Consider the following 12,205-nt stretch of genomic DNA (forward strand, 5'->3'; position numbering starts at 1 on the left):
TCGCTCGAGGGGGTCCGTCCCTATGTCCGGGAGATACGCGAGCGCCTGCTCAGGTTTCCGCAGGTCCGGGTCGTCGTGTCGCAGCTCGGCGCGCCGGACGACGGCACCGACCCCGAAGCCCCGGACAACGCGGAGTTCTACGTCGGGCTCAAGCCGCGCGAGGAATGGCCCGAGAAGGACAAGGACAAGGAGAAGCTGGTCCAGGCCATGACCGCCGCGCTCGCCGACATCCCCGGAGTAAGCACCAACTTCTCCCAGCCCATCAAGGACAACGTGGATGAGGCGCTGGCGGGGGTCAAGGGCGAGCTCGCCATCAAACTCTACGGCCCCGACATCTTCGTGATGGACGGCATCGCCAAGCAGATCGCCGCCGTCCTCAAGGACATCCGCGGCGTCGCCGACCTCGACTACGACCACTGCATCGGCCAGCCCCAGTTCCAGATCGCCATCGACCGCGGCGCGGCCGCCCGCTACGGCATCAACATCCAGGACATCCAGGACACCATCGAGGCCGCCACCAAGGGACGCGCCGTCACGGAGATCTTCGAGCAGGAGCGCCGCTTCAACCTCGTGGTGAAGCTGAACCAGCCCGGCGAGCCGGCGGCCCGCCTCCGCAACGTCGCGGTGAGCGCCCCGAGCGGCGAGCGCATCCCGCTGAGCCAGCTGGCGGAGTTCGCGCGAACAGACGGCCTTGCGGAGATCTTCCGCGAGAACAACGTCCGGCGCCTCTCCGTCAAGTGGAGCGTTCGGGAGCGGGACATGGGCGGCCTCGTCGCAGAGGCGATGCAGAAGGTGGACGCGGTGGTGAAGCTGCCTCCGGGCTACCGGATGGTCTGGAGCGGCCGTTTCGAGGACCAGCAGCGCGCCCTTGCGCGCCTCTATATCATCGTGCCGCTGGTCGTCTTCATCATCTTCGTGCTGCTCTTCGGCGCCTTCAACTCCGTGGGCGACGCGCTCTTGATCATGCTCAATCTGCCCTTCGCGCTCATCGGCGGGACGCTCGCCTTGTACTTCTGGCAGAGCAACTTCAACATCTCGGCGGCGGTCGGCTACATCGCCGTCTTCGGCGTCAGTGTGCTGAACGGTACGGTCCTGGTCTCCTCCATCCGCCACGCCTTCGCCGATGGGCTGCCGCTCCGCGACGCGATCGTCCGGGGCTGCGAGCTCCGCTTCAGACCTATCATGGTCGCGGCCATCGTAGCCGTCATCGGATTCTTGCCCGCGGCGCTCAGCCAGGGCATCGGCGCCGAGATCCAGCGGCCCCTCGCCCGGGTCGTCATCGGCGGACTCATCTCCTCGACGGCGCTGACGCTTCTCGTCCTGCCTGCCGTCTACGCGCTTTTCGCGCGGCGCGGGTCTGAGCAGGCTGGCGAACCCCCTGGTCGGCAATTGGACTAGCGCGGGAAAGACCCCGGCCCCAGCGCGCGCGGCCGGACCGGGCGGTGATACACACCGCTGAGCCTGACAAATTGACCGGCATAGGCCAGGCCATGGGCCGCATCGACTCCTCCTGGCTCGCGTGATATTCTTGCGCGGCCGCGAGGGCGTGCCCTCGCCGCCAATCCATGCTGACGACGGATCGTATCGGCGGGAGCGCGCTCTGCCTGCTTGCCCTCTTCGTCATGTGGGAGAGCCGAGCGCTCCCGCTCGGGACCTGGCGCCAACCGGGCCCCGGCTACTTCCCGGTGCTCCTGGCGGCGCTCCTGCTCATCCTGGGCGCGCTCGTCTGGGCGATGGGCGGAGGCGCCGCGCCCGTTGCCGGCGTGGGCTGGGGCGAGGCGCGCCACGCCCTGGTGATCCTCGCTGTCAGCGCGTTCATCTGCCTCGGCCTCGAGCGTCTCGGCTATCGCCTGACCATGCTGTCGGCCCTCCTCGTCCTCGTCTGGCTCGTGGAGCGCAAGAGCCTCCTCGCCGCCGCCGTGTTCGCCTTCGCGCTGTCCTTCGGCTCCTACTATCTCTTCGATACCCTGCTGCGCGTGGCGCTGCCGCGCGGGCCCTTCGGGATCTAGATGGCCGAGACGCTCCAGAACCTCGCGCTCGGCTTCTCCGTCGCGCTCCAGCCGCCCGTCCTGCTCTACGCGTTCATCGGGTGCGTGGTCGGGACCTTGGTCGGCGTGCTGCCGGGCGTGGGCCCCCTCGCCGGCATCAGCCTGCTGCTGCCCGCCACCTTCGGGCTCACCGCGACCAACGCCATCGTGATGCTGGCAGGCATCTACTACGGCGCCATGTACGGCGGCTCGACCACCTCCATCCTGATGCGCATCCCGGGGGAGGCCGCCTCGGTGATGACGTGCATCGACGGCTACGCGATGGCGCGCAAGGGGCGCGCAGGGGCGGCGCTGGCCATCGCCGCGATCGGCTCCTTCATCGCCGGCACCGTGAGCGTGGTCGCGCTCATGCTGCTGGCGCCGCCCCTCGCCAACTTCGCGCTCCGGTTCGGCCCGCCCGAGTACTTCGCGCTCCTCCTCCTCGGCCTGCTCGTCCTCGCGTACATGAGCGGCGGCTCGATGGTCAAGTCGCTGGCGATGGCCGTGCTGGGGCTCCTCCTCGGCATGGTCGGCATCGATCAGATGTCCGGCTACTTCCGCTTCGCTTACGGTGTGATGGAGCTGGGCGACGGCTTGGGCGTGGTGCCGATCGCCGTCGGGCTCTTCGGCATCGCCGAGGTGCTGGCGACGGCGGGGCAAGAGGTGCCGCCCAAGGTCCTCAAGCCGAAGCTGCGCGAGCTCCTGCCATCCCGCCAGGAGTGGCGTGACTCCGTGATGCCGATCGGCCGCGGCACCGTGCTCGGCTTCCTCATCGGCATCATCCCGGGCTCGGCCCACATCATCGCGAGCTTCGTCTCCTACGCGGTCGAGCGCCGGCTGAGCCGCCATCCCGAAGAGTTCGGCCAGGGCGCCGTCGCCGGCGTCGCCGGCCCCGAGTCGGCGAACAACTCGGCGACGTCCGGCGCCTTTGTGCCCATGCTCGCGCTCGGCGTCCCGTCCGGTCCCATTCCCGCGGTGATGCTGGCCGCCCTCATGGTCCACGGCGTGTCGCCGGGTCCGCTCCTGATCAAGCAGCAGCCCGAGCTCTTCTGGGGCTTCATCGCGTCCATGTACGTGGGCAACCTGATGCTCCTCGCGCTCAACCTGCCGATGGTGGGCATCTTCGTGAACGTGCTCCGCGTCCCCTACTCGTTCCTCTACCCTTCCATCATCATGTTCTGCGTCGTCGGCGTGTACGCCGTGAACGGCAGCGTGGTGGACGTGTGGATCGCGCTCATCATGGGCGCGCTCGGCTATATTCTGAGAAAGCTCGGCTTCGAGACGGCGCCCATCGTGCTCGGCGCCATCCTCGCGCCGATGATCGAGCTCGCGTTGAGACAATCCCTCGCGATGTCGGACGGCCAGTACGCGATCTTCGTCTCGCGGCCGATCTCCGGCACGCTCCTGGCTTTCGGCGCCGCCCTGCTGCTCCTCAACCTGGTCTCGTGGATGGTGCGCGGGCCAGACTGGCGCCGGCGCATCCCGCTCGACGAAAAGGGAGAAAACCTATGACTCGACTCCGACCCATCCTGTCCGTGCTTGCCGTCTTCGTCCTCGTCGCGGGCGCGCCGATTCAACCGGCCGCGGCGCAGGAGCCCTACCCCTCGCGGCCGATCAGCCTCGTCGTGCCGTTCCCACCGGGCGGCGTGGCGGACCTCACGGCACGTCCCGTGGCGGCGGCAATGGAGAAGGCGCTGAAGCAGCCCGTCGGCGTGGTCAACAAGACGGGGGCGGCCGGCGCCGTGGGGATGCAGTTCGTCGCCACGAGCAAGCCCGACGGCTACACCCTGCTCCTGGCACTCTCCAGCATCTCGATCATCCCCGAGGCCGACAAGCTCTTCGGCCGCCCGCCCGCCTTCACGGTGGACCAGTTCGCGCCGGTGGCGCTGATCTCGGCCGACCCGACGATCCTCGTCGTGCGCGCCGAGAGCCCGTGGAAGACGGCCCGGGAGTTCATCGAGGACGCGAAGAAGCGGCCGAACCAGATCTCGTACAGCTCGTCGGGGATCTACGGGACGCTCCACATGGCGATGGAGCTCCTCTCCCACGCGGCGGGGATCAAGCTGCGGCACGTGCCCTACGGCGGCGCCGGCCCCGCGCTGACCGCGCTGCTCGGCGGCCACGTGGACGCCCTCGCCTCGGGACCCTCGGTAGTCCTGCCGCAGATCAAGGCGGGGAAGCTCCGCGCGCTCGCCGGCTGGGGCGACAAGCGCGTGGCCGCGCTGCCCGACCTCCCGACCTTCAAGGAGCTGGGCTACCCGGAAGCCGAGTTCTATATCTGGGCGGGGCTCTTCGCGCCCAAGGGCACGCCTGAGCCAGTCCTACGGACTCTTCGCGAGGCGGCGCGCGCGGGAGTGGCCGATCCCGACTTCAAGTCGGCCATGGACAAGCTCGAGACCCCGATCGCCTTCAAGCAGGGCGCGGAGTTCCAGAAGTTCTTCGAGGCCGACGCGCACCGGCTCGCCGAAGGTGTCCGCAAGGTCGGCCGCGTCGAGCAGAAATGAAGAGACGGGTTATGGTGCCAGGCTCGCGTCCGATACCTCGACTCCAGAACCGATTGGGGGGATCCATGCTCGGCGATCGCATCACGGCGTTGGGTGTGCTCCTGGCGGTGGTAGCAGTCCTGCTCGGCGGCTCCACGACGGGCAACGCGCAAACGCGCCCTCTCCCCCCCGGTCATCCGCCCACGGACGGATCCGGCGGGCCTCCCTCCGTTCCCGCGCCGGCTCCCGGTAGCGGCACCGCGAGGCAGGCGCTCACATGGACCTTGCCCTCCGGATGGACGGAAGAAGCGCCATCGTCCTCCATGCGCCGCGCCCAGTACCGCATCCCGGGTCCCGGCGGCACGGCCGAATGCGTGGTCTTCTATTTCGGGCCCGGGCAGGGCGGCGACGCCAAGTCGAACGCGGCCCGCTGGGCGTCTCAGTTCCACCGCGCGGACGGCGGCCCGGTGGGGGACGCCTTGAAAACGCGCGAGATCAAGGTGGGGGACATCGCCGTGGTCCTCGTGGAGGTCACGGGTACCTTTGCTTCCGGCATGCCCGGCGGACCCGCGGGCCCCGAGCGGCCGAACTACATGCTCCTGGGCGCCATCGCCCAGGGCCCCGACGCGAACTGGTTCTTCCGGGCGATGGGACCGCGCGCGACGATCGAGGCCCAGCGGGCGGCCTTCGACGGCCTCATCCGCTCCCTGAGACGCGGCCAGGGATCGTGACGAAGCGGTCGTTCGCCACCCGGCCCTCCCCGCGCCGGGTGGCCTAGTCCGCCAGGTCCGCGAAGAGCGCGGTACTCAGGTAGCGCTCGCCGAACGAGGGGATGATCACGACGATGAGCTTCCCCGCGCTCTCGCTCCGGCGCCCGACTTCCACGGCGGCCCAGATGGCCGCGCCGGACGAGGGGCCGACGAGGAGGCCTTCTTCGCGCGCCGAGCGGCGGGCCGTCGCGAAGGCGTCGTCGTTCTTCACCCGGACGACCTCGTCGTAGATCTTCGTGTTGAGCACGTCGGGGACGAAGCCCGCGCCGATGCCCTGGATGGGGTGCGGGCCCTTCTGCCCTCCGGACAGGACCGGAGATGCGTCGGGCTCCACCGCCACGCACCTGAACGCGGGCTTGCGCGCCTTGAGGACCTCTCCAACCCCGGTGATGGTCCCCCCGGTGCCGATGCCCGCCACCAGGATGTCCGCCTTGCCGTCGGTGTCGCGCCAGATCTCCTCCGCCGTCGTCTTGCGGTGGATCTCGGGGTTCGCCGGGTTCGTGAACTGCTGGGGGATGAAGTAGCGCGGGTCGGTCGCCGCCAGGTCCTCGGTCCGCTTGATGCACCCGGCCATGCCCTCGATTCCCGGCGTCAGGATCAGCTCGGCGCCGTACGCCTTGAGAATCAACCTCCGCTCCCTGCTCATAGTATCCGGCATGGTCAGCACCAGCTTGTAGCCGCGGGCCGCGCAGACGAACGCCAAGCCGATGCCCGTGTTGCCGCTGGTCGGCTCGAGGATGATCGTGTCGGGCTTGATCTTGCCCGCCTTCTCTGCGGCGTCCAGCATGGACACGCCGATCCTGTCCTTGACGCTGTGGGCCGGGCTGTAGAACTCGAGCTTGGCCACCACCTCGGCCCGGCAGCCCTCCGTCAGGCGCCGCAGCCGGACCAGGGGTGTGTTGCCCACGAGCTCGGTGACATCATTCGCGATTCGCACGGATCTCCTCCTCTTGGCTCACGTGCCGCCCAAGGCCGCAGAAGCCGCTATGGTAACTCAACGGAACCGGAAGCCCGGCCTACGCCGCGAGCCACCGGAGCGCGAACCCGCCGCCCGCGTCCCGCACGTGGCCGCCGTGAGGCGCGGGGAAGTGCGCGGGCAGCAGGAGCGCCCCGCGCTCACAGCAGGTCTCGAGCAGCCGGCGGCGGGATGCGGCGGAGGCGGCCGGATCGATGCACGCGACGGTGCTCCAGTCCGGGCGATACACTTGGATCGGATGGTGGACCACGTCGCCCGCGAACACCGCCTCGGAGCCGTTCGACGCGAGCCGGATGTGGACGTTGCCGGGCGTGTGCCCGGGCGCGAGCTCGACGTGGAACGTGCCGTCCACCTCGTGTCCGTCCTCGATCATGTCGGCGCGCCCCGCCTCCACGATGGGCAGCACGCTGTCGTTGAACGCGTTGCGGCGGATGGGGCTCGGGTCAGGGTGCGCCGTCCAGTGCTCGTATTCTATTCGCGAAAAGAGGTAGCGGGCTCTCGGGAACGTCGGAACCCAGCGGCCGTCCTCGAGCACGGTGTTCCACCCGATGTGATCGGCGTGCATGTGCGTGCACATCACGTAGTCGACATCCTCCGGCGACGTGCCCGACGCCCGCAGGCGCTCGAGGAAAGGGGTGTTCAGCCGGTGCCAGTGGGCGCGCGGCATCCGGTCCTTGCCGTTGCCGATGCAGGCGTCGATGAGCACGGTGTGGCGCCCGGTTTTCACGATCCAGCTGTGCATGCTGAACACGAGGGCCCCGCGCTCGGCAATGTAATAGCGAGGCGCGAGCCAGGACATGTGCGGGCGCAGCGCCTCCGGGTCGAAGGCGGGAAAGAAGCCCTCGGCGGTGAAGCTCGTGTCCACCGTCTCCTCGATGCGGTCGAGGACCGCGCCGCCGACCGTGAGCCTGTCCATTGGAGTCCTCCCTGTCAATCCGTGATCCGTCCGCCCAGCCGCGGCCAGATTCTACGCGAACCGCCCCCGCCGCTTCACATTCGTTTACACTCGCCACATACGGCCTTCACACGCCCGCGGCACGCTTGGGTTCGAGCAGGCCCGAACAGATGCGGGGGCCTGCGATGCAATTTCACGATGAGGAGGGACGTCATGCGAACGACAGGGATGCTCGTAGGGTTGGCGTTGATGCTCGGGCTGACCATGCCAGTGGGGGCGGAGCCACCCGACATGGCGCCGGCAGCTTCAGAGACGGTGCAAGCCGCCCCAGAGATGCTGCAGGCGGACTATGACGGAATGGGCAGCGGGGGGAACCGTCCAGGGATGCAGGCCCCGGGACGCCCCGGCGGGTGGCAGCGTAGCTTCGGGCACCGCCACGATCACCGCAGGCCCTCCTTCGTCGGCATGGTCCTGATGAACCGGCAGGAGCTCGGATTGACGACTCAGCAGGTGGACTCGTTTCGGAAGCTCGGGATGGATTCCCGGCGCGCCGCGATCCGGCGCCACGCAGATCTGCAAATTGCCAAGCTCGACCTCATGAGCCTGCGCTGGAGCGATCCCGTGGACATGGGGAAAATCGAGGCCAAGGTGCGCGAGATCGAGAAGTTCAAGGGTGACGGGCGTATCGCCGCCATCCGCACCGCCGAGGCCGCCAAGGCGCAGCTCACGTCCGAGCAGCGCGAGAAGCTGAAGAGCCTCCGGCCGACGCGGGGGGGACAGCGCGGAGGCTCTGGGGAGGGCGGCGCGGAAGACGCGGCCGCATCGGAAGAGGACTCGTAGGCCGCGGCAGCCGGCGTCGGCATGAGCGCTCACCAAGGGGGCTCGCCGACGCCGGCTGAGCTTAATGCGGATTCGTGACGGAACGCAACCGTTCCAGGCTGTGCGGGACAAGGTACTGAATGGTAACCCTGTTGTAGGCGTTCCACAGAAACTGCCGCGCATGAAACCGAGGCGACATGAATGCGCGGTCCGCCAAGCCGACGGAGATCGAGCCATCGGGTTGTAAGCTCTCCCACCCAATCCTGTGCTCGGAGCCCGCTGATACGGCGTTGACCATCACAAGCATGTTGCCTCTTGCTGGCTAGCGCTGCGCTCAGCGGCCGGGCGCGAGCAACGCGAGCCCCGGTCCGCTGCAACCTGAAGTTCGACGCTCGCACGCCACTGTTTCGGTCGAGCCGAAACAAGGGGGCCACCGAGAGTTCGCGATCGCCGCGCCGGCCCCTATTGCATATACTTGACCTCACAGCGATAGGTCTTGTAGTCACCGACAAAAAAGGGCTGAAGCGCAGGTGCAAACTCTTGTCGGTAGAGGTCGCTCTGCTCATACGCCTGCATCTCCGCAGCGCTTTCCCACAAACTTACTGCAAACCCGGTATCCTTATCGTCCGTATCTTGCAAGAGCCACCGCCCGCGAAGCCCCGTGATGTGACGCCCCTTTGCTGCCACCGTGGCGTGATACGTTTTCTCAAAGTCATCCCATGAGCCGGGCCGGAGTTTTCCCCACGTAATCCGCATGATCATGCCCGTTCCTCCTGCTGGGTGTTCGCTTTAGAGTGCCGATCTGTGATGAACCAGAAGGTCCACACGGCAAGGTCGTGATCGCTCCTGGCAAGGCGAGCAGCGCGAAAAATGTTCCTCCTCCCTCACCGATCTTCCTCCTGCGTCGAAGCGACCCGGACAAGACCTGAACGGTTCATCGCCGTCGAACGCCGGCGGTCAGCGGCTGGAGTACGAGCATCGCAAGCACCCGGTCCGCTGCACTGCGATGTTCGGCGCACCGTACCACGACTAACACCCATATGCGCTTGCGCCTCAGTCGCGCTCTGGACAAGTCGCAGCGTCATGCCGAGGTCTGCCTGAGGTCGGCGGCCACAGCGAACAGCGACCACTCGCCTGGTACTCCCTTCAACGGATGGCGGCCCCGGTCTTCAAAACGAATGCCGGACCCGGCAACCAAGTCCCTGACGGTGCTCGATACCAGCACTTCGCTTGGGCCTGCCTGACCCGCGATCCGTGCCCCGGTGTGGACAGCGATGCCCCCGACCTTGTCGCCGATGACCTCGCACTCGCCCGAATGGATTCCCACGCGAACGGCGATCCCCAGCACGCCGACCTCGTCGGCGATCGTCCTGGCACAGCGAATGGCGCGCGCGGGGCCGTCGAAGGTCGCGAACAGTCCGTCGCCGGCCGTGTCGATCTCCCGCCCTCGAAAGCGCGCGAGTTGGCGCCGCGCAATCGCGTAGTAGCGGTCCAGAACGTCACGCCACCGTCGATCACCCAGCCGCGTCGCGTGCTCTGTGGAGCTCACTATGTCGACGAACATGACGGTCGCGAGCACCCGGTCGGGCTCCCGCGCCTCGGGAACTCCAGTCAGAAATTCCTGGATTTCCGAGAGCAGGGGATCCATGTCCTCGGCGAAGAACAGATGATCAACCCCCGACAGCTCGACGAACTTCGCGCCGGGAACGCGCTCCGCCAGGTAGCGCCCGTGCTCCGGCCCTGTGAAGGGATCGCCGGCGCGGTGCAGGACGAGTACAGGCACCGTGATCGCGGGCAGAACTGAACGCGCGTCTGTTTCAAATGCGCTCCGGAGAAGCGTCACCGCCGCGCCGGGGCTGGCTGCCAGGCGTTGGTACCGGGCCCACCAGCTCTTCATCGACGCGTTGTCGGCCTGGCTGGCCACCAGAGCCTCAAACGCCACGCCCTTGCCCCATCCCTCTTCGATCGCCTGCAGCAGTCCCTGGGCTTGCTCCGCCGGGATCCCTTGAGGGTAATCAGGCGCGTGCGCGAGCCGCGCATAGGAGTTGAGAAGCACCAGTGCCGTGGTTCGCGATGGATACGTCGCCGCGAACAGCAAGCTCAGTGCGCCCGCCTCCGAGGTTCCCAAAAAGGCGGCCCGTGTTGATCCGACGGCGTCCAATACAGCGCGAACGTCGTCCATCCGCTCTTCCAGGGTGGGCAACCGATCCAATGGGACCGGGTCCGAGAGCCCCGTTCCCCGCTTGTCCAGCAAGATGAGGCGACTGAAGGACGCGAGGCGGTCCAGGAACCGCGCCACGCGGGGCTCTTCCCACATGTGCTCAATGTGCGATATCCACCCGTGCATGAAGACGAGGTCAAGAGGCCCTGTGCCAATTGCTTGATATGCGATGTGGTAGTCGCCGCTCTTCGCGTACTTCGTCTCTGGGAAAGTCGTCATGGCAGCCTCCAGACCATCTATGGCCGACTACAGCAATTCGCTGGCGTCATCGGTTCCGTGCGCCGAACGTCGGCGATCAGTGGCGACGCGAAGCGTCGCCCGCTGCATCGGCTTGTTGGGCAGCCTTCTCTGCCAGCCGCTGCAGAAAAGGGTCCGAGTACTGATGCGCCCTGAGCCACTGGGCCAGTTCGTCGTAGCTCATGTCGGCCACCTCTGCGCTGATCCTGTCCCGAATCTGGCGCATGCTCTGGACGCAATCGAAAGTCTTTGAAGACGGTTTACTCATCGCCTGGGACCTCCCGGGGAGTTCGAATCTCAAGGAGAGGATATCCTTTCTTGAGGTTGACGGCGTTGTACGCATGGATTCGCTTCAGGTTGACGATGTGCTTGAAGTTCCAACTGACGAGGACGTCCACTCGAGCCACGGTGGCGAGGGCGATGTGCAGGGCATCCGCTCGCATGCGTGGGCCGATAGCTCCGTCCTTGATGTAGGCTGCCGCGAGCTCCTCCGCCTCTGGGGACAGCGAGAGGAGCTGGATGTACGCCTGCGGCACTCGCCCGACGACTATCCTGACCCCCTCGGGAGCGGTCTCAAGTTCGCGCAAAGTGAGCTCGGACAGCACAAGAGTCAGCTCTCCACCCACGAATGCCTCAAGCAAACGGCGAGAGGGCTCGCGGAAGTCGTCGTCTTCGCAGCCGCCCAGCACGGAGGTGTCCGTGTAGATCCGAGGCTTCATGGTCGCATTCTACTCGCAGTCAGGATGACGCACTCGACCCGTTCTCCATCGTCAGTGCCTTCGTCTGCCTAACGTCTTGTTGAGCCGCGCGCGGCTTTATGCGCGTCCGCTCGAACTAAAGTTAGGCTGGATGCGTGATTGCAAAACCTGACACCGCGCTCGCACCCGACCCCCGCTCCCCGTGCATCAGCGCTTGATGTCGCCGGCATACAGGCGTTGGATGAACCCGCTTTGTTCCAGTTCATCGATGAAGGACGAATCCACAATGTCCGACTCTTGCAGCTTTTGCGCAGCCGGATATTTCTTGGAAAATGTATCCCTTACGGACTGCAACCCTCCCGCCAACGCCACTCGTGGGGCTTGTGGAAACAACGGTACGTAGGATTTGTGCAAGTCTTCCACGACTTTCCGGTCACTGATATTCAGGAACCGTTGCAGCACAGGGACAAACACATCGGGTTGGGTCTTAAAAGCGTGAATGGTTTCGACGTACCCTCGCACCGTGCGCATCACGAGGTCGCGGTTCGAGGCAATCAATTTTCGCGTGGTGGCCAAAACAGATGGGACGTCGGCTCCAAAGCCAGCCGATTCAAAAACGTTCCAGCCAGATTGCCTCTCACCGGAAAAGCGCATGTGAATGGGTAGGACACCGGCATCGATGTCTCCTTTAGCCAGGGCCGTGTAGATGTTCTGGAACGTGCCCAACCCCACATAGGTCGCCGTGACACCCGCTTTCTCCACCGTGAGGCGAGTTCTCACTCCGGTTTGCCCGGAGTAGGCATCCGAGAGTACGCCCACCCGCTTCCCGGCGAGATGGCCGAGAGTTGTCAGCTCGCGCCTCGACGCGACGAATTCGGATACATGTGAAAGAGTGTTCCTGAGCAGAGCGACCACGTCGCCGCTGTTGAGACAATTCTCCGCAACCGGAAGGGTGCCGGTGTGACAAAATTCCCAATCGCCGCGCATCAGTCCTGCGGCCGCCTCGGGGCCACCTATTTCGATGGCCGGGAAGCTCACATCCAGTCCCTGCTTCTTGAATATGCCGACTTCGGCGCCCA

Annotated in this window: 13 protein-coding genes; 6 read left to right on the forward strand and 7 right to left on the reverse strand. The window is 66.4% G+C overall.

From position 1 onward, the window contains the following. The 5 genes from VGV06_06385 to VGV06_06405 all read left to right on the forward strand — a co-directional run. Positions 1 to 1,398 (forward strand): efflux RND transporter permease subunit (locus tag VGV06_06385; protein HEV2054786.1); only part of this gene is annotated, 1,398 nt, incomplete at its 5' end. A 167-nt stretch (positions 1,399 to 1,565) separates the two neighbouring features. Beyond that, positions 1,566 to 2,009 (forward strand): tripartite tricarboxylate transporter TctB family protein, encoded by a 444-nt coding sequence (locus VGV06_06390; protein HEV2054787.1) that lies wholly within the window; start codon positions 1,566 to 1,568, stop codon positions 2,007 to 2,009. Next, complete coding sequence (locus VGV06_06395; protein ID HEV2054788.1) at positions 2,010 to 3,539, forward strand: tripartite tricarboxylate transporter permease; 1,530 nt, start codon at positions 2,010 to 2,012, stop codon at positions 3,537 to 3,539. Next, the gene (locus VGV06_06400; GenBank protein ID HEV2054789.1) at positions 3,536 to 4,531 is read left to right on the forward strand and encodes a tripartite tricarboxylate transporter substrate binding protein; all 996 of its coding nucleotides are present in this window, start codon (positions 3,536 to 3,538) and stop codon (positions 4,529 to 4,531) included. The genes VGV06_06395 and VGV06_06400 overlap by 4 nt, the downstream gene beginning before the upstream one ends. A 302-nt stretch (positions 4,532 to 4,833) precedes the next feature. Further along, positions 4,834 to 5,241 carry a hypothetical protein gene (locus VGV06_06405; GenBank protein HEV2054790.1) on the forward strand — a complete coding sequence of 136 codons (408 nt, stop codon included), beginning with the start codon at positions 4,834 to 4,836 and terminating at the stop codon, positions 5,239 to 5,241. Between the two features lie 43 nt (positions 5,242 to 5,284). Here VGV06_06405 and cysK read toward each other — a convergent pair whose 3' ends face one another. Both cysK and VGV06_06415 read right to left on the reverse strand, forming a co-directional pair. Continuing rightward, the gene (gene cysK, locus VGV06_06410) at positions 5,285 to 6,217 is read right to left on the reverse strand and encodes a cysteine synthase A (protein ID HEV2054791.1); all 933 of its coding nucleotides are present in this window, start codon (positions 6,215 to 6,217) and stop codon (positions 5,285 to 5,287) included. 79 nt (positions 6,218 to 6,296) lie between these two features. Further along, on the reverse strand, positions 6,297 to 7,172 hold the full coding sequence (locus VGV06_06415; GenBank protein ID HEV2054792.1) for an MBL fold metallo-hydrolase: 876 nt from the start codon (positions 7,170 to 7,172) through the stop codon (positions 6,297 to 6,299). Positions 7,173 to 7,391: 219 nt separating this feature from the next. On the opposite strand from VGV06_06415, the gene VGV06_06420 reads away from it, so the two are divergent. Continuing rightward, positions 7,392 to 7,991, forward strand: coding sequence for a hypothetical protein (locus VGV06_06420; protein ID HEV2054793.1), 600 nt, complete (start codon positions 7,392 to 7,394; stop codon positions 7,989 to 7,991). 441 nt (positions 7,992 to 8,432) lie between these two features. On the opposite strand, the gene VGV06_06425 is transcribed toward VGV06_06420, so the two are convergent. The 5 genes from VGV06_06425 to VGV06_06445 all read right to left on the reverse strand — a co-directional run. Further along, positions 8,433 to 8,732 (reverse strand): antibiotic biosynthesis monooxygenase, encoded by a 300-nt coding sequence (locus VGV06_06425; GenBank protein ID HEV2054794.1) that lies wholly within the window; start codon positions 8,730 to 8,732, stop codon positions 8,433 to 8,435. A gap of 319 nt (positions 8,733 to 9,051) precedes the next feature. After that, positions 9,052 to 10,410: an adenylate/guanylate cyclase domain-containing protein gene (locus VGV06_06430; GenBank protein HEV2054795.1), complete on the reverse strand. Its 1,359-nt coding sequence runs from the start codon at positions 10,408 to 10,410 to the stop codon at positions 9,052 to 9,054. Between the two features lie 76 nt (positions 10,411 to 10,486). Then, the gene (locus VGV06_06435) at positions 10,487 to 10,621 is read right to left on the reverse strand and encodes a hypothetical protein (GenBank protein ID HEV2054796.1); all 135 of its coding nucleotides are present in this window, start codon (positions 10,619 to 10,621) and stop codon (positions 10,487 to 10,489) included. Between the two features lie 67 nt (positions 10,622 to 10,688). Next, positions 10,689 to 11,147: a PIN domain-containing protein gene (locus VGV06_06440; GenBank protein ID HEV2054797.1), complete on the reverse strand. Its 459-nt coding sequence runs from the start codon at positions 11,145 to 11,147 to the stop codon at positions 10,689 to 10,691. Positions 11,148 to 11,333: 186 nt separating this feature from the next. Then, positions 11,334 to 12,205 (reverse strand): ABC transporter substrate-binding protein (locus tag VGV06_06445; protein ID HEV2054798.1); only part of this gene is annotated, 872 nt, incomplete at its 5' end.

Source organism: Candidatus Methylomirabilota bacterium, from assembly GCA_035936835.1.
Taxonomy (GTDB): Bacteria; Methylomirabilota; Methylomirabilia; order Rokubacteriales; family CSP1-6; genus AR37.